Origin of the sequence: Neisseria sp. LACPHL-SPEC-2024-00856, assembly GCF_047915665.1 — a bacterium.
Taxonomy (GTDB): domain Bacteria; phylum Pseudomonadota; class Gammaproteobacteria; order Burkholderiales; family Neisseriaceae; genus Neisseria; species Neisseria polysaccharea.
In genome coordinates this window covers 118,724-143,448 of record NZ_JBLRPR010000001.1, presented here as the reverse complement: position 1 = coordinate 143,448, position 24,725 = coordinate 118,724, and the positions used below count along the sequence as shown (strand labels likewise).

At 51.2% G+C, this 24,725-nt stretch carries 25 protein-coding genes, 2 tRNA genes and 1 pseudogene; 16 read left to right on the top strand and 12 right to left on the bottom strand.

All coding sequences use genetic code 11. The annotated features are described in order from the left end of the window. Nucleotides 1–17 precede the first annotated feature (17 nt). The 4 genes from panC to ACNAU7_RS00840 form a co-directional block, all read right to left on the bottom strand. Complete coding sequence (gene panC, locus ACNAU7_RS00855; RefSeq protein WP_416299838.1) at nucleotides 18–854, bottom strand: pantoate--beta-alanine ligase; 837 nt, start codon at nucleotides 852–854, stop codon at nucleotides 18–20. Nucleotides 855–976: 122 nt separating this feature from the next. Then, nucleotides 977–1,768, bottom strand: a complete 792-nt coding sequence (panB, locus tag ACNAU7_RS00850; protein ID WP_416299836.1) for a 3-methyl-2-oxobutanoate hydroxymethyltransferase — start codon at nucleotides 1,766–1,768, stop codon at nucleotides 977–979. Nucleotides 1,769–1,909: 141 nt separating this feature from the next. After that, nucleotides 1,910–1,985 (bottom strand) — tRNA-Thr (locus tag ACNAU7_RS00845). A 34-nt stretch (nucleotides 1,986–2,019) separates the two neighbouring features. Next, a tRNA-Thr gene (locus tag ACNAU7_RS00840) sits at nucleotides 2,020–2,095 on the bottom strand. A 165-nt stretch (nucleotides 2,096–2,260) separates the two neighbouring features. Here ACNAU7_RS00840 and ACNAU7_RS00835 point away from each other — a divergent pair. Continuing rightward, a complete protein-coding gene (locus ACNAU7_RS00835; RefSeq protein ID WP_416299834.1) occupies nucleotides 2,261–3,052 on the top strand; it encodes a polyamine aminopropyltransferase in 792 nt (263 codons plus the stop codon). Between the two features lie 54 nt (nucleotides 3,053–3,106). Next, the gene (locus ACNAU7_RS00830) at nucleotides 3,107–3,748 is read left to right on the top strand and encodes an alpha/beta hydrolase (RefSeq protein ID WP_416299832.1); all 642 of its coding nucleotides are present in this window, start codon (nucleotides 3,107–3,109) and stop codon (nucleotides 3,746–3,748) included. A gap of 77 nt (nucleotides 3,749–3,825) precedes the next feature. Here ACNAU7_RS00830 and ACNAU7_RS00825 read toward each other — a convergent pair whose 3' ends face one another. Next, nucleotides 3,826–4,749 carry an RluA family pseudouridine synthase gene (locus ACNAU7_RS00825; protein ID WP_416299830.1) on the bottom strand — a complete coding sequence of 308 codons (924 nt, stop codon included), beginning with the start codon at nucleotides 4,747–4,749 and terminating at the stop codon, nucleotides 3,826–3,828. Between the two features lie 164 nt (nucleotides 4,750–4,913). On the opposite strand from ACNAU7_RS00825, the pseudogene ACNAU7_RS00820 reads away from it, so the two are divergent. The 11 genes and pseudogenes from ACNAU7_RS00820 to dcd all read left to right on the top strand — a co-directional run bounded on the left by ACNAU7_RS00820 (nucleotide 4,914) and on the right by dcd (nucleotide 13,469). After that, a pseudogene (locus ACNAU7_RS00820) lies at nucleotides 4,914–5,776 on the top strand (meta-pathway of phenol degradation family protein). Between the two features lie 42 nt (nucleotides 5,777–5,818). Continuing rightward, nucleotides 5,819–6,214: a hypothetical protein gene (locus ACNAU7_RS00815; protein WP_002223883.1), complete on the top strand. Its 396-nt coding sequence runs from the start codon at nucleotides 5,819–5,821 to the stop codon at nucleotides 6,212–6,214. After that, complete coding sequence (locus ACNAU7_RS00810) at nucleotides 6,204–6,419, top strand: hypothetical protein (RefSeq protein ID WP_003707391.1); 216 nt, start codon at nucleotides 6,204–6,206, stop codon at nucleotides 6,417–6,419. The genes ACNAU7_RS00815 and ACNAU7_RS00810 overlap by 11 nt, the downstream gene beginning before the upstream one ends. A gap of 203 nt (nucleotides 6,420–6,622) precedes the next feature. After that, a complete protein-coding gene (locus ACNAU7_RS00805; RefSeq protein ID WP_002261415.1) occupies nucleotides 6,623–6,910 on the top strand; it encodes a hypothetical protein in 288 nt (95 codons plus the stop codon). Nucleotides 6,911–7,103: 193 nt separating this feature from the next. Further along, nucleotides 7,104–7,760 (top strand): C39 family peptidase, encoded by a 657-nt coding sequence (locus ACNAU7_RS00800; protein WP_416299824.1) that lies wholly within the window; start codon nucleotides 7,104–7,106, stop codon nucleotides 7,758–7,760. Nucleotides 7,761–7,886: 126 nt separating this feature from the next. Continuing rightward, the gene (hisS, locus tag ACNAU7_RS00795) at nucleotides 7,887–9,182 is read left to right on the top strand and encodes a histidine--tRNA ligase (RefSeq protein WP_416299822.1); all 1,296 of its coding nucleotides are present in this window, start codon (nucleotides 7,887–7,889) and stop codon (nucleotides 9,180–9,182) included. Continuing rightward, entirely contained in the window at nucleotides 9,183–9,812 is a 630-nt protein-coding gene (locus ACNAU7_RS00790) for a YfgM family protein (protein WP_416299820.1), read from the top strand. Between the two features lie 149 nt (nucleotides 9,813–9,961). After that, nucleotides 9,962–11,419 carry a ribosome biogenesis GTPase Der gene (gene der, locus ACNAU7_RS00785; protein ID WP_416300238.1) on the top strand — a complete coding sequence of 486 codons (1,458 nt, stop codon included), beginning with the start codon at nucleotides 9,962–9,964 and terminating at the stop codon, nucleotides 11,417–11,419. A gap of 31 nt (nucleotides 11,420–11,450) precedes the next feature. Beyond that, complete coding sequence (locus ACNAU7_RS00780; RefSeq protein WP_416299818.1) at nucleotides 11,451–12,359, top strand: recombination-associated protein RdgC; 909 nt, start codon at nucleotides 11,451–11,453, stop codon at nucleotides 12,357–12,359. A 61-nt stretch (nucleotides 12,360–12,420) separates the two neighbouring features. After that, nucleotides 12,421–12,837 (top strand): hypothetical protein, encoded by a 417-nt coding sequence (locus ACNAU7_RS00775; protein ID WP_416299816.1) that lies wholly within the window; start codon nucleotides 12,421–12,423, stop codon nucleotides 12,835–12,837. Between the two features lie 65 nt (nucleotides 12,838–12,902). Next, entirely contained in the window at nucleotides 12,903–13,469 is a 567-nt protein-coding gene (gene dcd / locus ACNAU7_RS00770) for a dCTP deaminase (RefSeq protein ID WP_039854796.1), read from the top strand. A gap of 63 nt (nucleotides 13,470–13,532) precedes the next feature. On the opposite strand, the gene ACNAU7_RS00765 is transcribed toward dcd, so the two are convergent. Further along, nucleotides 13,533–14,237 carry an SIMPL domain-containing protein gene (locus tag ACNAU7_RS00765; RefSeq protein ID WP_416299814.1) on the bottom strand — a complete coding sequence of 235 codons (705 nt, stop codon included), beginning with the start codon at nucleotides 14,235–14,237 and terminating at the stop codon, nucleotides 13,533–13,535. 142 nt (nucleotides 14,238–14,379) lie between these two features. On the opposite strand from ACNAU7_RS00765, the gene ACNAU7_RS00760 reads away from it, so the two are divergent. After that, a complete protein-coding gene (locus ACNAU7_RS00760; RefSeq protein WP_416300236.1) occupies nucleotides 14,380–15,576 on the top strand; it encodes a glycosyltransferase in 1,197 nt (398 codons plus the stop codon). Nucleotides 15,577–15,614: 38 nt separating this feature from the next. Beyond that, nucleotides 15,615–16,568 (top strand): PhoH family protein, encoded by a 954-nt coding sequence (locus ACNAU7_RS00755; RefSeq protein WP_416299812.1) that lies wholly within the window; start codon nucleotides 15,615–15,617, stop codon nucleotides 16,566–16,568. Between the two features lie 98 nt (nucleotides 16,569–16,666). Here ACNAU7_RS00755 and ACNAU7_RS00750 read toward each other — a convergent pair whose 3' ends face one another. The 6 genes from ACNAU7_RS00750 to yjgA form a co-directional block, all read right to left on the bottom strand. Continuing rightward, entirely contained in the window at nucleotides 16,667–16,990 is a 324-nt protein-coding gene (locus tag ACNAU7_RS00750; protein ID WP_308028437.1) for a hypothetical protein, read from the bottom strand. Nucleotides 16,991–17,162: 172 nt separating this feature from the next. Further along, nucleotides 17,163–18,524 (bottom strand): polynucleotide adenylyltransferase PcnB, encoded by a 1,362-nt coding sequence (locus ACNAU7_RS00745; protein ID WP_416299810.1) that lies wholly within the window; start codon nucleotides 18,522–18,524, stop codon nucleotides 17,163–17,165. Nucleotides 18,525–18,760: 236 nt separating this feature from the next. Then, a complete protein-coding gene (locus ACNAU7_RS00740; protein ID WP_170314440.1) occupies nucleotides 18,761–19,393 on the bottom strand; it encodes a hypothetical protein in 633 nt (210 codons plus the stop codon). Between the two features lie 355 nt (nucleotides 19,394–19,748). Beyond that, on the bottom strand, nucleotides 19,749–21,449 hold the full coding sequence (gene recJ, locus ACNAU7_RS00735; protein ID WP_416299807.1) for a single-stranded-DNA-specific exonuclease RecJ: 1,701 nt from the start codon (nucleotides 21,447–21,449) through the stop codon (nucleotides 19,749–19,751). Nucleotides 21,450–21,517: 68 nt separating this feature from the next. Next, nucleotides 21,518–22,234 carry a hypothetical protein gene (locus ACNAU7_RS00730; RefSeq protein ID WP_196427895.1) on the bottom strand — a complete coding sequence of 239 codons (717 nt, stop codon included), beginning with the start codon at nucleotides 22,232–22,234 and terminating at the stop codon, nucleotides 21,518–21,520. Between the two features lie 46 nt (nucleotides 22,235–22,280). Next, entirely contained in the window at nucleotides 22,281–22,787 is a 507-nt protein-coding gene (gene yjgA, locus ACNAU7_RS00725; RefSeq protein WP_304670105.1) for a ribosome biogenesis factor YjgA, read from the bottom strand. Nucleotides 22,788–22,941: 154 nt separating this feature from the next. On the opposite strand from yjgA, the gene pmbA reads away from it, so the two are divergent. Continuing rightward, entirely contained in the window at nucleotides 22,942–24,273 is a 1,332-nt protein-coding gene (pmbA, locus tag ACNAU7_RS00720; protein WP_304670104.1) for a metalloprotease PmbA, read from the top strand. Nucleotides 24,274–24,725: the final 452 nt, after the last annotated feature.

Below are 24,725 nucleotides of genomic sequence, written 5' to 3'. Positions count from 1 at the left end.
TTGCGGTTCTTTGCGGTTTAAGGGAGTTTTACTTCCACATTGTCAATCAGGCGCGTCGTCCCCAGACGGGCGGCGGCCAAGACCACCAGTTTCTTATCTCCCGCCCGCGCCACTTCGAGCGTATCGGCACGGCGGATTTCCACATAATCGACCACCCAGCCCGCAGCGGTCAAATGGTCGGCAGCCTGCCGCTCCAAACCCGCATAATCCAAATCGCCCTGCTTCAGAGATTCGGCAACCGCCTGCAGCTCACGGTACAGGCGCGGTGCTTCGGCGCATTCCTCAACGCTCAAGTACTGGTTGCGGCTGGAGAGTGCCAAACCGTCCGCCGCCCGCCCCGTATCGACAGGCACAATTTCGATGTCGAAATTCAAATCCTCGGTCAAACCTTTAATCACGGCAAGCTGCTGGTAATCTTTTTTGCCGAAACAGGCAACATCCGGCGCGACAATATTGAACAGCTTGGACACTACCGTTGCCACCCCGCGGAAATGTCCCGGACGGAACTTGCCGCACAACTCATTTTGCAGATTGGGCGGTTCGACGTTGTAACGCTGTTCCACGTTCGGATAGAGTTCTTTCTCGTCCGGCGCGAAAACAACGGCAATGCCTTCGGCGGCAAGTTTGTCCGCATCCTGTTGCAAAGTACGCGGATATTTGTCGAAATCTTCGCCCTGACCGAATTGCAGGCGGTTGACGAATATGCTGACAACAACGTTGTCGGCGCGTTTTTTGGCTTCGCGAACGAGGGCAAGATGCCCTTCGTGCAGGTTGCCCATAGTCGGCACGAACGCCACCGTTCCCGCATTTTTACGCCACGCGCGCAGTTCTTGAATGGTATGTATGATTTGCATAACGGTAATCCTTATCCTTCGGGCTTCCTGCCCGACAAAACGCGCCGATTATACGCGCCGCGCACGGCAAAACAAAATGCCGTCTGAAACGGCTTTCAGACGGCATCGGCAGCAAACCTCGTTCAGTCTGCAAAAATATGTTCCGCAGCAGGGAAGGTTTTGGCTTTGACTTCGGCAACATACGCCCGAACCGCCGCCTGAATGCTGCTTTGCCCGTGCATAAAGTTTTTGACGAATTTCGCCGTCTTACCCGGAAAAATACCGAGCATATCGTGCATCACCAAAACCTGCCCGTCGCAATCCACACCCGCACCGATACCGATGGTCGGACAAGAAACGGATTCAGTTACCTCTTTTGCCAGTTCCGCAGGAACACATTCCATCAACACGACCGCCGCCCCCGCATCGTCATGCGCCTTGGCATCGTTAAGCAACGCCTGCGCCTTACTTCCGCGCCCCTGAACCTTGTATCCGCCGAAGGCAAACACGGATTGCGGGGTCAGACCGATATGCGCGCAAACCGGAATACCGCGCATTTGCAGAAATTCAGTCGTTTCCGCCATCCACACGCCGCCTTCGAGTTTGACCATATGCGCTCCTGCCGCCATCAGTTCGGCAGCGGCGGCAAACGCCTGCTCCTTACTTTGCTGATATGCACCAAACGGCAAATCACTGACAATCATCGCATTTTTTGCACCGCGCGCCACACATTCAGTGTGATAGCACATATCGCTCAAGCTGACGGGCAGCGTCGACTGCCGCCCTTGAACCGCCATACCCAAAGAGTCGCCGACCAGCAGCATTTCCACGCCAGCATCGTCCATCAGTGCGGCAAAACTGGATTCGTAAGCGGTCAGCATGGCAATTTTTTCGCCCGCCGCCTTCATTTTTTGCAGTGTGTTCACAGTAATCATCAGATATTGTTACCCCGCCCTTTTCAGACGGCCTTTTCAGTTTGAAACGGGCTATTATAGTGAAATGCCCGCAGCCCTGCCACCGACCGTGCCGCAAATGCAAAACAGCCCGACTGTTTTACACAATCGGGCTGTCAAATCTGGTGCCGGCACCAAGAGTCGAACTCGGGACCCCCTGATTACAAGTCAGGTGCTCTACCAACTGAGCTATACCGGCTTACTGAAATGTTTTGCAACACCATCAGTAGAAATGGTGCCGGCACCAAGAGTCGAACTCGGGACCCCCTGATTACAAGTCAGGTGCTCTACCAACTGAGCTATACCGGCAAAGAAGGCGAATTATGCAGGCAACTTCACACTTTGGCAAGGAATTTGTTCGACCCCCTCATAAAAATACACTAAGTATCTTATTTAAAACAAAATTAATTTGAAACAGGACAAGCATCGGCATTCTGATAAAATATCTGCCTTTCAAACTGACTGCTCACACCGATGGCAAGACATCCCTACCGCCGCCTGCGTCCTGCAAAATCCAGCTTCCCCGAAGTCGGCATTTCCGAAGAAGGCAATATCCGTTCGCTTCACTTGGGCAGCGACACTATCCAAAGCTCAATGAACCTCGACCACCCGTCCGAGCTGGTGCTCTCTTACAGCCGCGCGATGATGGGCTGGCTGCTGTTTACCGACGCGCTTCCGCAGCATATCACCCAAATCGGCTTGGGCGGCGGCTCGTTTGCACGCTGGATAGATACCTACCTGCCCGATACGCGCCAAACCGCCGTGGACATCAATCCGCAGGTTATCGCCATTGCCCGCAACCTGTTCGAGTTGCCTTTCGAGGGCGAGAAATTTGAAATTATCGAAGCAGACGGTGCAGAATATATCAAAGTCTTCCGCCACAATACCGATGTGATTTTGGTGGACGGGTTCGACGGCGAACAAATCATCGATGCGCTGGTTGAAGAACCGTTCTTCCGAGACTGCCGAAACGCACTCTCTTCAGACGGCATATTCGTTACCAACTGGTGGAGCGGCGATAAACGCTATCAACGCTTCATTGAACGGTTGTTGAGCGTTTTTGAAGGGCGCGTATTGGAACTTCCTGCCGAAAGTCACGGCAATGTCGCGGTAATGGCTTTCCAAAGCAGCCCCAAAGAGCAAAACATAGACAAACTCAAAAAACGTGCCGACAAACTGAGCAACGCATACGGATTGGACTTCCACCGCATGCTCGCCGACCTGAAAGCATCCAACCCCAACAACGGCAAGCATTTCTACCTTTAAGCAACTATCTTCACAGCCGCATCGGAACATGCGGAAAATCAAGAGGAAATCATTATGCTGAAACCCGAAACCATACACATATCCGGTCCTGCCGGCATTTTAGAAACCATCCATATCCCGTCCGAACAAGTACCGGCACGCGGTGTTGCCGTCATCAATCATCCCAACCCCCTCCAGGGCGGAACAAACACCAACAAAGTCATCCAAACCGCTGCCAAAGCATTGAGCAAACTCGGATTCCACTGCTACCTGCCCAACCTTCGCGGCGTAGGCAACAGCGAAGGCACACACGATTACGGACGCGGCGAAACGCAAGACTGCCTCGCCGTCATCGATTATGCCCGCGCCCAACATCCCGAAGCCCCAGAATTTGTCTTATCCGGCTTCTCCTTCGGCGGTTATGTCGCCACATTTGCCGCACAAGAGCGCATACCCGACCTGTTACTGCTCATCGGCGCGGCAGTCTGCCACTATACCGACCGTCCGGAACCGTCAGCCGTTCCCAACGTTGCAAAAACACTGATGATACACGGCGCGGAAGACGAAGTCGTCGAAATCGAAAAAGCACTGAAATGGGCCGAACCGCAAGATTTGCCCGTCATTGCCATCGCCGGTTCCACGCATTTCTTTCACGGCAAACTCATCGTTCTGCGCGACACCATCCTCCGCTTCGCGCCCGTATGCCTGAACGGATAAAGCCCCTTTCAGACGGCATCGATAATATCAAACCCGTATCGGCGGCATCTGCCGATACGGGTTTGCATTCCCTCTCATTATAGGCAAAACCTACTGTAAAACACCCTTTCCAGACCCGACAAAGGATCTGCAAACGCAATCTTTTTTGCCAATAACTTCAAAGGTTTCCGATAATCCTCGCTACCCGCTTCAGACGGCACGGGATAGAGCGCGTCATTCAACAGCGGCATACCCAAGCCCATCATATGCACGCGCAACTGGTGTTTCTTGCCGGTATGCGGCGTAAGGCGGTAAAGGCTGAATTCCCCCCTGTTTTCAATCAGTTCGACCGTCGTATGTGCGTTTGGTTCGCCTTCCGCCTCTTGCGTCGTAAAAAATTTCTCACCCCTCACCAAACGCGAAACCACATCGAGCGGATACGGCAAATCCGTCCTTGTCGGCGCAAGTGCCTCATACGTTTTCCATACCGTTTTGTTTTGAAACATCGTCTGATAGGCTCCACGCGTGGCAAGATTATGCGACAGCAGCATCACGCCTGCCGTATCCTTGTCCAAGCGGTGCAGCGGCGTAATGTCTTCAACATTCAAATGCTGCAATTCAGGACGCAGGCGCAGACGTGTGAGCAGCGTTTCCCTCAAAAAACGCCCGCTGGGGATGACGGGCAGAAAATGCGGCTTGTCCACCACAATCAAATGCTCATCAATATGCAAAATCTTTTCTTCAAACGGAATACGCGGCTCATCCTCACTGCTGGTTTCCCGATAATAAAACATCGTCTTACCCGGCTCGAACAAAGTATGTTCGTCCAACGCCGCACCATCCGAACCAACCACAAAACCGCTGTTCAACCGCCTGCGCCAATTGTCCGCGCCCACAAAAGGAAAGCGGATGCACAGAAAATGCAGCAGCGGTAGCCCGTAAAACTGCTTTTCATGCGGCAGCACCAAATAACTGGGTTTGACACCGTTCAACAGCGGAAGAGGATTATTGCGTTTTTTCATGCGGCGGATTGTAACCGTTTTTCACAAACTTTTCAGACGGCATATCAAAACATAATTGATAAAAACAAATATATCGTTTTTTTTGATTTAAAAATTTATTTAGACAGAATTATCGGATATTCATTACTATTATTAAATAAGAATTAATATCAATAAGAGGAAATATGAAACGCATCTTTTTGCCCGCCTTGCCCGCCATCCTGCCTTTATCCACTTATGCCGACCTGCCCTTGACGATTGAAGACATAATGACCGACAAGGGAAACTGGAAACTTCCCTTACCTACCTGAATAGCGAAAACAGCCGCGCCGCACTTGCCGCACCGGTTTACATTCAAACCGGCGCAACCTCGTTTATCCCCATTCCGACCGAAATCCAAGAAAACGGCAGCAATACCGATATGCTCGCCGGCACGCTCGGTTTGCGCTACGGACTGACCGGCAATACCGACATTTACGGCAGCGGCAGCTATCTGTGGCACGAAGAACGCAAACTCGACGGCAACGACAAAACCCGCAACAAACGGATGTCCGACGTATCCCTCGGCATCAGCCACACCTTCCTTAAAGACGACAAAAACCCCGCCCTAATCAGCTTTCTTGAAAGCACGGTTTACGAAAAATCGCGCAACAAAGCCTCGTCGGGAAAATCGTGGCTCATCGGCGCCACCACCTACAAAGCCATAGATCCGATTGTCCTTTCCCTCACCGCCGCCTACCGCATCAACGGCAGCAAAACCCTTTCAGACGGCATCCGCTACAAATCGGGCAACTACCTGCTGCTCAACCCCAACATCTCATTTGCCGCCAACGACAGAATCAGCCTGACCGGAGGCATCCAATGGCTGGGCAAACAGCCCGACCGCATAGACGGCAAAAAAGAAACCGCAAGAAACACATCCACCTATGCCCATTTCGGCGCAGGTTTCGGTTTCACCAAAACCACGGCTTTAAACGCATCCGCACGTTTCAACGTTTCAGGGCAAAGCAGCTCCGAACTGAAATTGGGCGTACAGCATACGTTTTAAGCAGGTTTTGATTTTCCAACGTTGTAATCCAAAGGAGTTGTTATGAAAAAACAAATCACCGCAGCCGTAATGATGCTGTCTATGATTGCCCCCGCAATGGCAAACGGCTTGGACAATCAGACATTTGAAAACCAAGTGTTCCACACGCAGGCAGATGCGCCGATGCAGTTGGCGGAGCTTTCTCAAAAGGAGATGAAGGAGACTGAGGGGGCTTGGGGACCGGTAGGTGCATTTATCGGAGGAGTCGGAGGCGGAATCGGATATATGATGAACCAGCAACTTAGCGGAAGCAGATTTTCTCCCACAGCATTCACTCTTGCCGTAGGGGCGGGAGCTTTTGGAGGGGCGACAGCAGGTCCGGCAGGGGTTGTATGGGGATTTAACCGATCTTTGGCAACAGGTATGGTTACGGGTGTTGCCCAACGATATGGTAAATAAATATATAAAAACAGCAATCAGCATAACCGCCATATCTATATTTTATCTTCTAACTCAAGAAAGCAGCGGCAAAACTGAAGAACCATCATATTTCTTGATGTTCATGTTTCTCAACTCGCTTTGGTTTGAAGAAAATAAAACAGTTATGGCTGCCGTTACGGCAATGATTGCCGCCCACCTTATATTTGTCACACTATCCGATTAATAAGCAAACAAAAAGGCTGCTTGGAAATTTCAGGCAGCCTTTCAGGAGGACTTTGATGGAACATTATCTCCTCCCTAAGAATTTGTTATGAAAAAACAAATCACCGCAGCCGTAATGATGCTGTCTATGATTGCCCTCGCAATGACAAACGGCTTGGACAAAATGAATTAAGGACATTAGCTGTTTTTACAGAAATTTTTAAAATGGATGATTTGATTGCAGCTTTTTTAGGCTATTTATCAGGTAAATATAGCGAAGGGAAAATAAGCAGATTAGAAATATCCCTAACGGCAGGAAGTATTTTCTTTGCAGTATTCTTTATTCATGAACTGATAATTTTTATTGTTGATGGAAATAAGGAAAATCTTTGGAATTTTATTACTGAGATGATGAAAGATTTATTTTTATTTTCATGTTCTGTTTGTTTATTATTCTACTTCTTATTATTTATTGCGGAAACTATTGGGAAAACAATCAATAAAATTAAATAAGATATTTAAGCCGCTAAAACCATTTAAGTATTTTATCTTTTCTATGCGGCATTTATCTTGGAATTGAAATACTGCAATCGGACTGCCGTTACGGCAATGATTGCCGCCCACTTTATATTTGTCGCACTATCCGATTAATAAGCAAACAAAAAGGCTGCTTGGAAATTTCAGGCAGCCTTTCAGGAGGATTTTGATGGAACAAAAAAGGCGGTTTGCCGCTTCCCTGCTCCTCGCCGCCGCCCTGCCGCTTTGTGCACATTCTTTTCCCTTTGCGGAAGAAAACCCCATAGCCTACGGCAAAGTCAAAATACAAAGCTGGAAAGCGCGGCGGGATTTCAATATTGTAAAGCAGGATTTGGATTTTTCCTGCGGGGCGGCTTCGGTAGCGACACTTTTGAACAATTTTTACGGGCAAAAGCTGACGGAAGAAGAAGTGTTGAAAAAGCTGGATAAGGAGCAGATGCGCGCGTCGTTTGAGGACATGCGGCGCATCATGCCTGATTTGGGTTTTGAGGCGAAAGGCTATGCCCTGTCTTTCGAGCAGCTCGCACAGTTGAAAATCCCCGTCATCGTGTATCTGAAATACCGCAGGGATGATCATTTCTCGGTATTGCGCGGTATAGACGGCAATACGGTTTTGCTTGCCGACCCGTCGCTGGGTCATGTTTCGATGAGCAGGGCGCAGTTTTTGGATGCTTGGCAAACCCGTGAGGGAAATTTGGCAGGTAAGATTTTGGCTGTCGTACCGAAAAAAGCCGAGACAATTTCAAATAAATTGTTTTTCACACATCATCCCAAGCGGCAGACGGAGTTTGCAGTCGAACAAATCAGGCAAGCACGTGCAGAGTAAGTCAAATGCCGTCTGAAAACTGTTTCAGACGGCATTTTTACCCGTCCGCAAACCATCTCCATCCTCACAAGCCCTTAAAAATCCGCTATAATCGCCCGCAATTTGATTTAAGCATTTTTACTTGAAATGGCACAAAAAATCCAATCCGTCAAAGGTATGAACGACCTTCTGCCTGTCGGGCAAAAAGATTTCAAACTGACGGCTGCGTTTTGGCAGGCGTTTGAAGATACGGTAAACCGTTGGACGCGCGCTTACGGTTATCGGCAAATCCGTACGCCGATTGTCGAGCAAACCGGTTTGTTCGTCCGCTCCATCGGCGAGGAAACCGATGTGGTCGGCAAGGAAATGTACACGTTCTCCGATTCAAACGATTCTTTGAGTTTGAGCCTGCGTCCTGAAGGTACGGCTTCCTGTCTGCGTGCGGTGGTCGAACACAATCTTCTGTACAACAGCCCGCAAAAGCTGTGGTATATGGGGCCGATGTTCCGCCGCGAGCGTCCGCAAAAAGGCCGTTATCGTCAGTTCCATCAAGTCGGTATCGAGGCTTTGGGTTTTGAAGGGCCGGATATCGATGCGGAAATCATCGCGATGTCTGCCGACTTGTGGGAAAAATTGGGTATCCGCAAATACCTGACTTTGGAAATCAACAGCTTGGGCAACCGTGAGGAACGTGCGGCACACCGTGCGGCATTGGTTGAATATCTGACCCGTTATGAAGATAAATTGGACGAAGACAGCAAACGCCGTCTGAAAACCAATCCTTTGCGCGTTTTGGATACGAAAAACCCTGATTTGCAGGAAATCTGCAACGCGGCGCCGCGTTTGGTGGATTACTTGGGTGAGGCTTCGCAAAACCACTATGCACGCTTCAAGGCGATGTTGGATGGTTTGGGTATCCAATATATTGAAAATCCGCGCTTGGTACGCGGTTTGGATTACTACAATCAGACGGTTTTTGAGTGGACGACCGACAAACTCGGCGCGCAGGCGACTGTGTGCGGCGGCGGCCGTTACGATAGTTTGATTGAGGAACTTGGCGGTAAGCCTGCGCCGTCCATCGGCTTTGCAATGGGTATCGAGCGGCTGCTGCTTTTAGTGAGCGAATACGGCTCGCTGGAAGTGAACGCTGCGCCTGATGTCTATGCAATGCACCAAGGCGAAGGGGCGGACTTGCAGGTGATGAAATACGCACAAGCCTTGCGCGCGCAAGGTTTCAATGTAATGCAGCATTCCGGCTATCAAAGCCTGAAAGCGCAAATGAAAAAAGCCGACAACAGCGGCGCGCGCTTTGCCCTGATTGTCGCGCAAGACGAACTGGCGAACGGTACGGTTACGCTCAAAGACATGAACGGCGCACACGGTCAGCAAACTGTCGCCGCCGAGGATTTAACCCATACTTTACAACAATGGAAGAACGCATAAATGGCAGCCCATCTCGAAGAACAACAAGAGTTAGACAACTTTAAATATTTTTGGAAAACCACGGGCAAATGGCTGTTTGCCTTGCTGATTTTGGCGGCACTCGGCTACTTGGGATACACGGTTTACCAAAACCGTAAAGTTTCCCAAAATCAGGAAGCCGCTGCCATATTGGCAGAAATCGTAGAAAAGGCGCAAAGCAAAGCCCCGCAAAACGAAATCAATGCCGAATTGACCAAACTCCAACAAAGCTACCCCCATTCCATTTCCGCCGCCCAAGCCACACTGATGGCGGCGGCAACCGAATTTGACGCGCAGCGTTACGATGTTGCCGAAGGCCATTTGAAATGGGTGTTGTCCAACCAAAAAGACAGCCTGATTCAAGCGTTGGCGGCGCAGCGTCTGGGCGTTGTGTTGTTGCAACAAAAAAAATACGATGCCGCGCTTGCCGCGCTCGACACGCCGGTTGAGGCGGATTTTTCACCCCTGCTGATGGAAACCAAAGGCGATGTCTATGCCGCACAGGGAAAAAGCCAGGAAGCCTTAAAAAACTACGGTCAGGCTTTGGAAAAAATGCCTCAAGATTCTGTCGGTCGTGAATTGGTTCAAATGAAACTCGATTCGCTGAAATAAATGCCGTCTGAAATGCCGCCCTCTCTTCAGACGGCATTTCAGACAACACTATCCTACGGCAATTCCCGTAAAACCATCCGCCGTGTCCCAACGGACACCTGCTCGTGTTCAGTTCTACAGAACGGCACTTGACACAGAAAGACCCAATGATGAAACCCACTATCGCGCTTGTCGGCCGCCCCAACGTCGGCAAATCTACTTTATTCAACCGTTTGACGCGCACCAAAGACGCGCTCGTGCATGACCTGCCCGGTCTGACGCGCGACCGCCATTACGGACACGGCAAAGTCGGCAGCAAACCTTATTTGGTCATCGATACCGGCGGTTTCGAGCCGGTTGTGGACAGCGGCATTTTGCACGAAATGGCAAAACAAACCTTGCAGGCTGTCGATGAAGCCGATGCGGTTGTGTTTTTGGTGGACGGCCGTACCGGCCTGACCCCGCAAGACAAAATCATTGCCGACCGCCTGCGCCAAAGCCCGCGCCCTGTTTATCTGGCGGTAAACAAAGGCGAAGGCGGCAACAGGGCCGTGCTTGCTGCCGAGTTCTACGAACTTGCTTTGGGCGACCCTTATGTTATTTCCGGTGCGCACGGCGACGGCGTGTATTACCTGGTTGAAGAAATTTTAGAAAACTTCCCCGAGCCGGAAGTCGAAGAAGCCGATGCAAAACATCCCGTTTTTGCCGTCATCGGCCGTCCAAACGTCGGCAAATCTACGCTGGTTAACGCCATTCTCGGCGAAGAGCGTGTGATTGCCTTCGATATGGCAGGTACGACGCGCGACAGTATCCATATCGATTTCGAGCGCGAAGGCAAACTGTTTACCATCATCGATACCGCAGGCGTGCGCCGTCGCGGCAAAGTGGATGAAGCAGTGGAAAAGTTCTCCGTTATCAAAGCCATGCAGGCGGTTGAAGCCGCAAACGTTGCCGTCTTGGTATTGGACGCGCAACAAGATATCGCCGACCAAGATGCGACGATTGCAGGTTTCGCTTTGGAAGCAGGCCGTGCCTTGGTGGTTGCCGTCAACAAATGGGACGGCATCAGCGAAGAACGTCGCGAGCAAGTGAAGCGCGATATCAACCGCAAACTGTATTTCCTTGATTTTGCTAAGTTCCACTTTATTTCCGCATTGAAAGAGCGCGGTATAGACGGTTTGTTCGACAGCATTCAAGCTGCCTACAACGCGGCAATGATTAAGATGCCGACGCCGAAAATCACGCGCGTCCTGCAAAGCGCAATCGAGCGTCAGCAACCGCCACGTGCTGGCTTGGTGCGTCCGAAAATGCGCTATGCTCACCAAGGCGGTATGAACCCACCCGTAATTGTGGTACACGGCAATTCGCTACACTCGATTTCCGACAGCTATACGCGCTATCTGACCCAAACGTTCCGTAAAGCCTTCAATCTGCAAGGCACGCCGCTCAGAATTCAATACAATGTTTCGGAAAACCCGTATGAAAATGCGGAAGACAAACCGAAGAAAAAACCGCTGCGCCGCGTCAGCCTGAGCAACCGTATTGAGAAACGCGAAGGCCGCAAGGAAGAGAAAAACCGTTTTAAAAAGAAAACCAAAGTCAGCGTGAAAAAACAATTCAGCAAATAATTCCCGACATTTCAAACAACAGGAAACATTTATGTGGTTCAAGCAGATTAGTTTTTATCCGCTCAACAAAGAAAAACTGCCTGAGGCGGACGTACTTGCCGACAAACTTGCTGAAGCTGAATTTACCCATTGCCAAGGCTTAGACTGGTTCAGCGAAGGCTTTACCGCACCGGTTTCATTCTCACCGGAACTCGTTTTCCCTGCCGACTTTACCTTGCGCATCGCCCTGAAAAAAGAGGAAAAAGTCCTGCCTGCCGGCGTCATCCGCGATATTTTGGAAGAGAAGGTAGCGGAAATCCAAAACAATGAAGCCCGCAATGTCGGTCGCAAAGAAAAACAAGAGCTTAAAGAGCAAATTACAGACGACCTGCTGCCCCGCGCATTTACCCGCAGCAGCCGTACAGAAGCGGTGTTTAACACTCGCCACGGCTACCTGCTCGTCAATAACGCGGCTTCTGCCAAAGCAGAAAACATCCTGACCAAGCTGCGCGAAGCTTTGGGAGGTTTGGGAGGTTTGGAAGCCTCGCTGCCGAATACCAAACAATCGCCCTCTTCCCTGATGACCGGCTGGCTGTTGCAAGGGCATTGCGAAGGCGGTTTTGAATTAGACAGCGATTGCGAACTCAAAGGTACGGGCGATATTGTTCCCGTCGTCAAAGTATCCAAACAAGATTTAACCGCCGACGAAGTGGTTCAACACGTCAAAAACGGTAAAACCGTAACCCAGCTCGGTTTGGTTTGGCGCGAACAAATCGCCTTTATCCTCACTCAAGACTTCACACTCAAGCGCATCCAATACCTCGACGTATTGCAGGAAGAAGCCGAAAGCAACGGCGACGATGCCGTCGGCCTTGCCTTCACCTCGCAAATCCTGATGGCGGAATCCGTCGGCACCATGTTGGAAGAGCTGGTTTCCTATTTGGGCGGCTGGCAAGATTGATTTTTCAGACGGCTTTTACACGACAAAATACCGTCAACCAAAATCCAATGGAATAACCCTTATGCTTAAACATCTCGCATTCCTACTGTCCGCCATGATGTTCGCCCTCCCCACTTCGGCCGCCGTTCTGACTTCCTATCAAGAACCAGGCTGTACCTACGACGGCGATGTCGGCAAAGACGGTAAACCCGCCGGCAAAGGCACATGGCGCTGCCAAGACGGGCGCAACTATACCGGTTCGTTTAAAAACGGCAAGTTCGACGGACAAGGCGTTTATACCGTTGCCGCCAACCGCGAAATATTTATCGAACCGTTCAATTCCGACAGTACCAAATTCCGCAACATGGTACTCTCGGGCACATTCAAGAAAGGCTTGGCACACGGCAGATTCACCGTCTCGCAAAACGGCGAAACCCTCTTCATTATGAAATGCGAAAACGGCATGATTAAAGAAGTGAAACTGCCCAAAAATAAATAAGCCCCGTTTTCAGACGGCATCCCCGAATGCTTTGTCCGAACATCGAAAGAAACAAGGAAAACATTATGAGCATCAAGTCCGACAAATGGATACGCCGCATGAGCGAAGAATTCGGCATGATTGATCCCTTCGAGCCGAACCAAATTAAAGAAGCCAACGGACAGCGCATCATCTCCTACGGTACGTCCAGCTATGGCTACGATATCCGCTGCGCCAATGAATTTAAAATTTTTACCAACATCAACAGCACCATCGTCGATCCCAAAAACTTCGATCCCAAAAACTTCGTTACCGTCGAAGACGACTGCTGCATCATCCCGCCCAATTCCTTCGCACTGGCGCGCACGGTCGAATATTTCCGCATCCCGCGCAACGTCCTGACCGTCTGCTTGGGTAAATCCACCTACGCCCGCTGCGGCATCATCGTCAACGTAACCCCGTTCGAGCCGGAATGGGAAGGCTACGTTACCCTCGAGTTTTCCAACACCACCCCCCTGCCCGCCAAAATCTACGCCGGCGAAGGCGTGGCGCAAGTCCTCTTCTTCGAGAGCGACGAAATCTGCGAAACCTCATACAAAGACCGCAACGGCAAATATATGGGGCAAACCGGCGTTACCCTGCCTAAAGCCTAAAATATAAATGCCGTCTGAACCGTATCATCCGGTTTCAGATGGCATTTACCTGTTTATCCGTGGTTAGAACTGAACCGTTCCATTGACACTGATGCTGATTTCCTCCACACCGGGAGCAACGGAATCCGTACCCTCCACGCCGTAGCTTGCCGCCATCGGCATGGCACGAAGCATTTTTGCCTGAGCAGCTCCCCCACCCGCGATATGGCTGCCGATGTGTCCCAAATTTAATTTGACGATTTTATAACCGGACGTACCCAATATGCCCGACAACTTGTCGGCACGCGTCTTGAAACGCAAAATAGCATCCTTGCTGACCTGATCGATGACCTCGTTTCGGCGTTCACGCGACACATGGAAATCCGTATATTCCAATGCGGCATCTGCCTGAATATCGGCAATAAAACGGTTTAACTCATCAAAATCCCTACCTTCGACCTTAAATTCCGCACGCTCCTCCCAACCTGTTTGAATGCGTCTGCCGTTGGTATATTGATAGCGCGGCATCGCACTGCGCGATACCAATTCGGTTTTAAAGCTACCATTTTTTGATTTTCTGGTAAAATTGTTGAATTTTTTAACAAACTCAGCATTGACGGCATTTTTGTCCCGTCCTTCCGCCGTCACTTGGAAACGTGCGGACATTGTATCCTGAGCCACCTCCACACCTGCCGATTCAGAAAATTCGGCAATATTGTAATTCAATGCTTCAGCCGCTGCCGGAAAAGATACCGCCAATAGGGAAGCCGCCAAAATAGAACGCAACATATCCGTATCCTCACTTATAAAACCGCCAATCTAGCATATCGGTATGCTAAATTGCGTTAGCGTAAGGCAACAATTTAATATTCGATCGGCCTGCCTTATAATAACCGTCTTTCCGATACGGAATCATATTATGTCCGAACCGTTGCACGTCCTCGTCATCCCCTCATGGTATCCGCAATCCGAACAGGACGTGGACGGGATTTTTTTTCAAAATCAGGCACTGGCATTGCAGAGGAAAGGCATCAAAACTGCCGTGCTTGCACCGATGTTCCGCTACTTGCGGAAAGAAACAGCAAGCATCCTGACCGGCCCTTACGGTTTTGCCCAATACCGGCAAAAAGGTTTGGACATCTATGCATGGCACGGCATGTATTTCTTCCCCCGCTTTCCGTTCATCGACATCGACCGCATCCGCTGGGTGCGGGCAGGATTAAAGGCCTTTGAGCGCTATATCGGGGAAAACGGCATTCCCGACATCATCCATGCCCACTGTATGAACTATGCCGGCATACTTGCCTTCAAAATTTCCCAAAAATACGGCATCCCCTATGTCGTCACGGAACACAGCAGCACCATTACGCGCGGTTTGGTGCGCCCGCACCAATGGCAGCCTATGAAAAATGCGGCGGCACACGCCTCCGCACTGCTCGCTGTCAGCCACCGTTTCGCACACGTCCTGCAACATCAATACGGCACTACATGGCAATATCTGCCTAACATTCTGGGTAACATCTTTACTCGAGCCTTCAATCCCCCGCAAATCAATCGTCCGGACAAATATTTTACCTTCTGCACTGTCTCCCATCTGCGCCGGCTAAAAGGACATGATGTCCTCCTGTCCGCCTTTGCCCGTGCTTTGGCAAAACATCCCAACCTCCGTTTGAATATCGGAGGCAGCGGACAAGAAGAAACAAACCTGAAACAGCAGGCACGTCAGTTGGGAATTGCACATGCCGTTACATTTTTAGGCGCATTACAGCCTGAGGCAGTATTGGATTTGATGAGGAACAGCGACGCATTCGTCCTTGCCAGCCGCACAGAAACCTTCGGCGTGGTCTATATCGAAGCACTGTCCCAAGGACTGCCCGTCATTGCAACACGCTGCGGCGGTGCGGAATCTATTGTTTCAGACGGCAACGGATATTTAGTTCCTGTTGACGACGACGATGCCCTTGCCGACGCACTCATCAAAATGTATGAACACCACTCTGATTTTGAACCTGCCCGACTTAGGGAAAACTGTCTGAACGAATTTGGCGAAAATGCCGTTATAGGCAGGTTGATCGGCATTTTCCGACAGGCAATCGCAGAATACGGTAAGAAAATACCGGTGAAATAGATTAAAATCACACAATATCCAACTATTCGGACCTTCATATGACACATACCGTCCACCTGCATTTAGAAGAAACCGACAACTTGGCGTTGCAGCGTCTGTGCGGTTCTTTTGACAACAACCTTGATTTACTTGCCAAAGCACTCGATATCCACATCAGCCGCCGTTTTGAACATTTCACTTTCAACGGCGCATTTGCACACGCCGGCAAACGCGCACTGCTCAAACTCTTGGAAACGGCGCAGACGCGCGACCTAAACGACGGCGACATCAGGCTTGCCGCCGTCGAAGCCCAAACCGAAGATGCCGGTCATCAAGAAAAAAACCATGACCACGCCTATTATTTCCGTACGAAGCGCGGCAGCATCGGCGGCAGGACACCCAGACAAAACGGCTATATCCGCGCCCTGCTCAACCACGATATCGTATTCGGGCTGGGGCCCGCAGGCACGGGCAAAACCTATCTTGCCGTCGCCGCCGCCGTTGACGCAATGGAAAAACACCAAATCGAACGCATCGTTTTAGTCCGGCCTGCCGTCGAAGCCGGTGAGAAACTGGGTTTTCTGCCCGGTGACCTGACCCAGAAAGTCGATCCCTACCTTCGTCCGCTTTATGATGCCCTCTATGACCTGATGGGCTTTGACCGTGTAACCAAGCTGATTGAAAAAGGTCTGATTGAGATTGCCCCGCTCGCCTATATGCGTGGCAGGACGCTCAACGGCGCATACATCATCCTCGACGAGGCACAAAATACCACGCCTGAACAAATGAAAATGTTCCTGACCCGCATCGGATTTGGTGCGAAAGCCGTCATTACCGGCGACATCAGCCAGATTGACCTGCCCAAAAACATCAAATCAGGATTGAAAGACGCACGTGAGAAACTGCACGATGTAGAAGGCCTGTATTTCCACACCTTCACCGGCGAAGACGTTGTCCGGCATCCTCTGGTGCAAAAAATCGTCGAAGCCTACGAATCGGCAGAACACGACTGACACTCCAATGCCGTCTGAAACCCGATGCACGGAAAATCAGGCAGAAAAAAACGGATACGGAAGCCAAGCTCCGTTTCTTTATCCGTCCAACCGATACATCAATCGAATTTTCTGCATCGGATTGCCTCATCTCCGCAAAACATTGCCGAAGTTTCGCGGTTGCACGCCTGACGCACTCTCTGCCGTGCCGCGCCTTCATTCCGGCCGCTTGCCTCAAACGTCTTCTGAAAAGGCGTAACGCTGCATACATACATGGTGGAATTTGAACCGAAAAGGTCGATTTTGACGGTATTGCCGCCGCTTTCCAATACGGCGACACGGTGTTCCAACTGCGCCAGACGTGCTTCCAAATCACTGATTCTGTCGGCAAATGCAGGCATGGCGGCACACACGGTCAAAATGCCCAAAATACATTTTTTCATCAATTTTTCCTTGTTGCTTGAACCCTGCCCACCCGGACATCCTTTTTCCGGGCGGCAGGGTCAGACTTTATTTACGGGGATGAAGCCCCTTACAAATCAGGATAATACATAGAACGGCACTTTATGCTTCATCCTATGTGTTGAAACTTCATTGCTCCTTGTCTGTTGACCGTTATTCCCAATCCGTTCCCACAACCTTCGGCTTGGGTTTGCGCCTGCGACGGCGGCGTTTTTTCGCCTGTCCCTCGTTTTTTTCGTGTCGGGCGGCGGCCTCGTTTTTGGTCATCTCCGACCGCTGTTCCGGCGATGCCGTCTGAAACGCCGTCCACCACTCGGCAAGGGCGCGGTCCGCATTACCGGTTTCGGCGCGCAAGAGCAGGAAATCATAGGCGGCACGGAAACGCGCCTGTGCAAACAGTTTGTGCGGACGTGCGCCTTTGCGGTTCTCAAACTGCGGCTGAAACATCCAAATTTCGCGCATCGTGGCGGAAAAGCGTTGCGGCACGCCCCAGCCGCGTTCGACGGTTTCACGCATCGTATTGATTGCATCGGACAGGGCGGGCGCGGGTTTCAAACCATGTTGCAGATTGCTTTTCCAATGGCGTTCCAACTCGGGCCACATCAGGGCCGCCAGTACGAAACCGACCGAAACCGGTTTGTCGGCACGCAGCCGCCCATCGGTATTTTTCAGGGCAAGCACCGTCATTTTCCCGGCGATGCCGTCTGAAACACGCAAGGCATTGAGCAGCGGATGGATGTCGTCCGGTATGTCAAATCCGTTCAAACGTTTCAGACACTCGCGCGCGTGCCCTGAAAACAGCAGTTTCATGATTTCGTCAAACAGCCGCGCTACCGGTTCGTGCTTCAGACGGCATATCGATTCGGCAATCGGTGCGGCGGTTTCTTCCGACAGCTCAAAGCCCAATTTGCCCGACAGGCGGATGGCGCGCAAAATCCTGACAGGGTCTTCCTGATAGCGTTCGGCGGCATCGCCAATCATAACCAGCCTGCGGGCGGCAACATCGGCAATCCCGTTGTGGAAATCCAAAATCTCTTCTTTTTCAGGATCGTAATACAAGGCATTGCAGGTAAAATCGCGCCGCATCGCATCTTCTTCGATGCTGCCGTAGGTGTTGTCCTTCATGATTCTACCGTGCGCGTTCTGATGAACCTTCGCACCGCCGCGAAACGTCGTTACTTCGATAATCTCCGCACCGTTCATCACATGGACGATTTGAAAACGCCTGCCGATGATGCGGCTGCGGCGGAAGAGTTTGTGCACCTGTTCGGGCGTGGCATCGGTTGCGACATCGAAATCTTTGGGTTCGATGCCGAGCAGCAGGTCCCTGACCGCGCCGCCGACCACATAAGCCTGAAACCCCGCCCCTTTCAGGCGGCGTATGACGTTTTCGGCGGCAAAGCTCAACATTTCGGCACGGATGTTGTGTCTTTCGGCAGAAATGACCGTTTTACTTTCCGCTTTTTTACTGCTCCGACCGGAAGGCAGCATCTTATTCAACCATTTTTTCAGCATAAATATTCTGACCCGAAGAGCGGCATCTCCACGGGCAACCGTGTTCAGACGGCATCAGGCGGTACGATTCCGCAAGATGCCGTAACCATAAACAAAAGGCGTAGAAACTACGCCGTCCGAATCACGCCGCCCTCGCGGCGGCAACGCGCCATTATAACAGATTGCCCTTTAAAAAAATCAGACCCTGCTTTTGTGGCGGAGTCTGAAATTTGATGCATCTTATTAAGTCGTTGATTCTAGGTTGATATGATCTCAATATACTCTTTGTATTCTAAGGGGATAGGTAGATTAAACACCAAATCCTTTAGAGGGTCTACATTTCTCCCCATTTTGTAACACAAATATAGCCGTTCATTAAGCTCAGCATAGATTCGTACATTCCTCAATTCATAGCTATTAATCGTTTCTAAATCGTCTCTATTTATTGACGCAATGATATCTCGTTCATTGTATTTCCCCGAGGAAGTATCTACTTCAAAGAGTCTGCCCCCACCATCTCCTATGATAAGAATTTTCTTTTCGTTTGGTGTTCCTTCCCAGAGCGTAATCCATCTACTTCCCATACCTAAGGGGTCTATCTTACGCTTTGGAGAGATATAGTTCTCAATCCCCTTAATATTCTGCCTGAAGATATTGCTACTTTTAATGAATTGACGAGCAACAGTGGCGCAGAAAAGAATAGGAACTTGGGTTAAGTCTACATCATCCCAATTGTTATCAGTGTTAAATAGATTGAAAAACAGGAGTTCAGCCTTCCCTATCATCTGAGCGAGCACATACACCCTAGTTTCTCTTGATTCATCCTTTCGTTTAGTCTCAATGCTGATAACTTGATTATTCCTCCACCTTATTTCTGTCATATTTCTCATCTTAGTGAATTCCTTTGGTTTTCAGATGTTCATCAGCTGCAGCTAAGTACTTATCGCGATTTGGATTCTTGACTCCAACGGGATTCTGCCGATTTGCAACCTTCTTTGTATCTCCACCTGTAGCCTTTAGATCTCCTTCATATAGCCTTTGCTCAAGGCCTCTCGCAATTTGTTTCCCTTCCACACCGTCTCCCGAGTAAACAGCTTTAGGAGCAACTCCTATATTGCGTCCCTAAGAAGGGATGATTAACAAAAATTAACGACCTTTACTTTCTTTTCCGATTGGGAACATTCCCGTCGTACTAACAGGCAAATGAAGGAACAGAAATCACATTCAAACGGCGTTCCGCCGCCTCTACGCCGCTTCCCAGTAGTCGATATAAAGCTGCAATTCGAGATTGTTGCGCCATTCGTTGGCAACGGGGCGGTACACCGTGCGGATGTATTCGGGAATGTCTTCGCTGCAACGCCAAAACATGGCTTCAAATTCGCAACCGTCTTTTTGCAGCCAGACTTTTTTGTGTTTGCCTTCCACGCCCAAAGGTTGCTGGCGGACAACGTGAAATTCGTCGGTAAAACTCGGCGGCGCGAAGCCCTGCCCCCAAACATGGCGGGCGAGGTTTTGCGCCTGTTCCAGCGTAATGTCGCGGGCAGGCAGGCTGCCGTCGGTGATGAATGTTTGCGACAAATCGTCTTCGCACACCATCTCGCGCACGGCTTCTTCAAATGCCGTCTGAAACGCGGGGATATTGTGTTCGAGTATGCTCAAACCCGCCGCCATCGCGTGTCCGCCGAATTTCAAAATCAAATCGGGATGGCGTTTGGACACCAAGTCCAAAGCGTCGCGCAGGTGCAGATTGGGAATGGAGCGTCCCGAACCGCGCACTTCGCCGTTGTCGGCAGGCGCAAACACGATGGTCGGACGATAAAAACGGTCTTTGAGGCGGCTGGCAACGATGCCGACCACGCCTTGATGGAAGTCGTCGCGATACACCACCAACGTCGTCTGCCCCGGAGGCAGGGTTTCGGGAAAATCATTCAACGCGTCTTGCAGCATAGACTGCTCGATTTCGCGACGCTCGATATTGAGGTTGTTTAACTGAGCCGCCAGTTCCTGCGCTTCCGCATCGTCTCGCGCCAACAGACAGGCAATACCGACCGACATATCGTCCAGCCGTCCGGCGGCGTTGATGCGCGGGCCCAACGCAAAGCCCATATCAAACGGCTGGGCCTTGCGCCAATCGCGCCGCGCCACTTCAAACAAAGCGCGGATGCCGGGGCGCATTTTGCCCGAACGCATCCGTTTCAAACCTTGCGACACGAGAATGCGGTTGTTGTGGTCGAGGGGGACGACATCGGCAACCGTGCCGAGTGCGACCAAATCCAAAAGGCTGCCCAGATTCGGCTCTTTGATGCCGTCTGAAAAATAATTGCGGCGGCGCAGTTCGGCACGCAAAGCCATCAGTACATAAAAAATTACGCCCACGCCCGCCAAGCTTTTGCTTTGGAAACCGCAGCCTTTTTGGTTCGGATTGACGATGATGCAGTCTGGCACGGTCTCGGCAGGCAGATGGTGGTCGGTCACAATCACATCCAAACCCAATTCCTGCGCACGCGCCACGCCTGCGATGCTGGCAATGCCGTTATCCACCGTAATCAGCAAATCCACGCCTTGCGCGGCGGCGATTTCGGCCAGCTCGGGCGTTAAACCGTAGCCGTGTTCAAAGCGGTTGGGCACGAGGAAATCTACTTTTGCCCCCATCGCCGCCAAACCGTCCAAACCGACGGCACACGCGGTCGCGCCGTCGGCATCGTAGTCGGCGACAATCAAGATTTTTTCCTGACGCTCAACCGCATCCGCCAAACGGCGGGCGGCGGCTTCGCAGTTTGTCAGCGTTTGATACGGCAAAAGCGCAGCAAGCTTGTCGTCCAATTCGGCAGGACTTTGCACACCGCGCGAGGCACAAAGCCGGGCGATTAAAGGATCGGCACCGGCGGTGAGCAAATGATTAAAAACGTCGGTATTGACGGATCGGGTTTGGATTTTGACTGACATAGCGCGGGGTTTTACAGTGCGGGTGTGCTTGAAATGCCGTCTGAAGGCTTTTCAGACGGCATTACCGTTCATTTGTCTGAGGAATTCGAGACTGCAATCAACGCCGCGATAGGCAAGGCCAGCACCGCGCCCGCCGCATCCAGTATCAACGTGGTGGGCGTATATGCAATATTTTCAAACAACTTGGATTTGTCGGTATGTTTTTTCGTAACCGTGTAATAAATATCGGCAGGCACACTTTGCTCAAAATGATAATCGGCGTTCAGTTTTTGCGGTGTGGCGTAGTATTTGCCTTTGGCGGAGACGCAGCGCGTGTAAATGGTCTGATTGTCGAGTTTGACCGCTTTAAACTCAAGCTGTTTCAGCTTGGCGATGTCGGCAGGTCTGTCAGTATCGTAGCGCAGGCAAAGACCTCCGGTACTGAAATTCTGGCTGCCGGGTGCTTCGAGTTTGACCGGCAGGGCTTGGTGGCGGGCATAGCTCGGGGTATCCTCAACTATTTGGAAGGGCTTGTCCAGCCCGGCCTTCAAAATGCCCGTCAGCTTCGCCGAATCTTCAGGATTGACGACGAACCAGTATTTCCCGCCCATCATCACCAGGCTGCCCTTTTCCAATTGGGCATTGTCTTCGGCAACCACACCGAAGGCGCGGATTTGGTCTTTGTCAACGTGTTTGCGGGCGGTCGTTTCGCTGAACGGGTTGTTCACACCCCACATCATTACCGTACAGCCGTTAAGCATCAAGGTTGCCGCCAAAACGGCGGCGGTCGTTTTACGGAACAACATTTTATCCTCCAATCTAAATAACGGCGGATCCCGTCTGAAAATATGCCTAAATTTCCGCGTCCCCGTTTTCCATCACGGTTTTCAATTCTTGAAACAGGGCGCGGAAATTTTTCGGCGGTTTGTTTTGCTCCTGCTCTTTTTTGGTATTGCGGATGAGTGTCCTCAGCTTGCCCGCGTCCGCATGCGGAAAATTCGATATAAACTGCGTCAACGCACCGTCGTCTGCCAACAGCCGTACGCGCGCCTGTTCCACACGTTGCAAAAAGGCATTGTGCGCCGCATCGTCGCCGCGCAGCTTGGCAAGAAACGCCTCGATGGGTGCGGGATCGGTATCGCGCATCAGCCTGCCGATAAATTGCGCCTGCCGCTTGAGCGCGCCGTTGGACGTAATTTTTTTATAGGTAACGACGGCTTCGTACAAATCTTCGTCCAAGCCGATTTTTTTCAGCGTGTCGCTTGAGAGCTTGGTCAGTTCCATACCCAAATCCTGCAAACCGTTCATCTGCTTTTTCATTTGGGTTTTGCTGATCCACTCGTCTTCTTGTTCAAACATCTTCATTCTCAAATTTTATCCGACGGGCGCATTTTAACAGAATGCCGCCGCGTTCAGACGGCATTTTGCACCGCACGCCCTGCAAGCGGCGCGCTTTTGCCCCTGCCGCCCGAAACGGTTAAAATGCCGCAACGCTCCACCAAGAAAGATTGTTATGCTGTTCAACCACACCGCTTCCGAACTCCTCGACCTCTGCCGCCGCACGCTCGACTTGGCAAAAGCGACGGGCGCAACCGCCGCCGAAGCCGATTTCAGCGAATCATTGGGACAAAGCGTCAGCGTACGGCTGGGCGAAATCGAACAAATCGAGTTCCAGCAGGACAAGTCGTTGGACATTACCGTTTACGTCGGCAAACGCAAAGGCCGCGCCAGCACTGCCGACTTCTCCGAAAAAGCCCTGCAAGACACCGTCAAAGCCGCCATCGACATCGCCCGCTACACTGCCGAAGACGATTGCGCAGGTTTGGCAGACGCTTCGCTTATGGCGCAACACATCGGCGACCTCGACCGTTACCACGAATGGGATTTAAGCACGGAAGCCGCCGTCGAGTTGGCAAAACAATGCGAACAAGCCGCTCTGAACGAGGATGAGCGCATCGAAAACTCCGAAGGGGCGGCGGTACAAACCGGACATTACCAATACGTTTACGGCAACACCCACGGTTTTGCCGCACACCAGCAAGGTACGCGCCACAGCATTTCATGCAGCGTCGTTGCCGCCGACGAAAACGGCATGCAGCGCGACTACTGGTACGATTCCTCCTGCCGCCATCAAGACATGGACAGCCCGGCGCAAATCGGTCAAACCGCCGCCGAGCGTACCTTACGTCGTTTGAACAGCCGCAGCATTCCGACTGGAAGCTACCCCGTCCTATTCGATGCGACCGTTTCAAGAGGTCTGATCGGACACCTCGTCGGCGCACTGTCCGGCGGCTCACTCTACCGACAAAGCAGCTTCCTGATCGACAGCATAGGCAAACAGGTTCTGCCCGATTTCCTCAGTCTGCGCGAAGAGCCACATATTCCCCGCGCCTTCGGCAGCACCTATTTCGATTCCGAAGGCGTCGCCACGCGGCCGCGTTTCGTTATCCGCGACGGCATCGTCGAAGGCTATTTCCTCAGCAGTTATAGCGCGAGGAAACTCGGTATGCAGACCACGGGCAACGCCGGCGGTGCGCACAACCTTTATTTGAACCATACGCACGAAACGCAATCAGACCTGCTGAAAGAAATGGGGACGGGATTGTTGGTAACCGAGCTCATGGGGCAAGGCGTAAACGCCATTACCGGCGACTACTCGCGCGGTGCGGCGGGTTTTTGGGTGGAAAACGGCGTGATTGCCTACCCCGTCCATGAAATTACCGTTGCCGGCCGCCTTCAAGATATGTACCGCAACATCGTCGGCGTGTCCGATGATGCCTTACGCCGTTCGTCCAACCAAATCGGTTCTATCCTGATAGGAAGCATGACGGTTGCCGGCAACTGAAACCCCAACCGGATGCCGTCTGAAAGCAAAGGGCTGAACCTACAACGGTTCGGCCCTTTGTTGATATAGTGGATTAACAAAAACCAGTACGGCGTTGCCTCGCCTTAGCTCAAAGAGAACGATTCTCTAAGGTGCTGAAGCACCAAGTGAATCGGTTCCGTACTATTTGTACTGTCTGCGGCTTCGTCGCCTTGTCCTGATTTTTGTTAATCCACTATACATAATTTCTTTTAGATTTCCGCAAAAATCCCTGACAAACAATCTGCACATTTTTTAATCATATAAGATTTCCCCTTATTCCTCAGCATACTATCAAACATATCCACAACAGGATTCACACAGGCTAAGGATAAAGCAGATAAAAAGACACCTGTTCTTTTCAGACGGCATTCCCCCTGTTTCTGCAAACGGCAAAACAAAACGGCAGGACATCGTCTGTCCTGCCGTTTCAC

Coding starts and splice junctions, on each gene's coding strand:
- panC (WP_416299838.1), bottom strand. CDS start 854: ATGCAAATCATACATACCATTCAAGAACTGCGCGCGTGGCGTAAAAAT.
- panB (WP_416299836.1), bottom strand. CDS start 1,768: ATGATTACTGTGAACACACTGCAAAAAATGAAGGCGGCGGGCGAAAAA.
- ACNAU7_RS00835 (WP_416299834.1), top strand. CDS start 2,261: ATGGCAAGACATCCCTACCGCCGCCTGCGTCCTGCAAAATCCAGCTTC.
- ACNAU7_RS00830 (WP_416299832.1), top strand. CDS start 3,107: ATGCTGAAACCCGAAACCATACACATATCCGGTCCTGCCGGCATTTTA.
- ACNAU7_RS00825 (WP_416299830.1), bottom strand. CDS start 4,749: ATGAAAAAACGCAATAATCCTCTTCCGCTGTTGAACGGTGTCAAACCC.
- ACNAU7_RS00815 (WP_002223883.1), top strand. CDS start 5,819: ATGAAAAAACAAATCACCGCAGCCGTAATGATGCTGTCTATGATTGCC.
- ACNAU7_RS00810 (WP_003707391.1), top strand. CDS start 6,204: ATGGTAAATAAATATATAAAAACAGCAATCAGCATAACCGCCATATCT.
- ACNAU7_RS00805 (WP_002261415.1), top strand. CDS start 6,623: ATGGATGATTTGATTGCAGCTTTTTTAGGCTATTTATCAGGTAAATAT.
- ACNAU7_RS00800 (WP_416299824.1), top strand. CDS start 7,104: ATGGAACAAAAAAGGCGGTTTGCCGCTTCCCTGCTCCTCGCCGCCGCC.
- hisS (WP_416299822.1), top strand. CDS start 7,887: ATGGCACAAAAAATCCAATCCGTCAAAGGTATGAACGACCTTCTGCCT.
- ACNAU7_RS00790 (WP_416299820.1), top strand. CDS start 9,183: ATGGCAGCCCATCTCGAAGAACAACAAGAGTTAGACAACTTTAAATAT.
- der (WP_416300238.1), top strand. CDS start 9,962: ATGAAACCCACTATCGCGCTTGTCGGCCGCCCCAACGTCGGCAAATCT.
- ACNAU7_RS00780 (WP_416299818.1), top strand. CDS start 11,451: ATGTGGTTCAAGCAGATTAGTTTTTATCCGCTCAACAAAGAAAAACTG.
- ACNAU7_RS00775 (WP_416299816.1), top strand. CDS start 12,421: ATGCTTAAACATCTCGCATTCCTACTGTCCGCCATGATGTTCGCCCTC.
- dcd (WP_039854796.1), top strand. CDS start 12,903: ATGAGCATCAAGTCCGACAAATGGATACGCCGCATGAGCGAAGAATTC.
- ACNAU7_RS00765 (WP_416299814.1), bottom strand. CDS start 14,237: ATGTTGCGTTCTATTTTGGCGGCTTCCCTATTGGCGGTATCTTTTCCG.
- ACNAU7_RS00755 (WP_416299812.1), top strand. CDS start 15,615: ATGACACATACCGTCCACCTGCATTTAGAAGAAACCGACAACTTGGCG.
- ACNAU7_RS00750 (WP_308028437.1), bottom strand. CDS start 16,990: ATGAAAAAATGTATTTTGGGCATTTTGACCGTGTGTGCCGCCATGCCT.
- ACNAU7_RS00745 (WP_416299810.1), bottom strand. CDS start 18,524: ATGCTGAAAAAATGGTTGAATAAGATGCTGCCTTCCGGTCGGAGCAGT.
- ACNAU7_RS00740 (WP_170314440.1), bottom strand. CDS start 19,393: ATGAGAAATATGACAGAAATAAGGTGGAGGAATAATCAAGTTATCAGC.
- recJ (WP_416299807.1), bottom strand. CDS start 21,449: ATGTCAGTCAAAATCCAAACCCGATCCGTCAATACCGACGTTTTTAAT.
- ACNAU7_RS00730 (WP_196427895.1), bottom strand. CDS start 22,234: ATGTTGTTCCGTAAAACGACCGCCGCCGTTTTGGCGGCAACCTTGATG.
- yjgA (WP_304670105.1), bottom strand. CDS start 22,787: ATGTTTGAACAAGAAGACGAGTGGATCAGCAAAACCCAAATGAAAAAG.
- pmbA (WP_304670104.1), top strand. CDS start 22,942: ATGCTGTTCAACCACACCGCTTCCGAACTCCTCGACCTCTGCCGCCGC.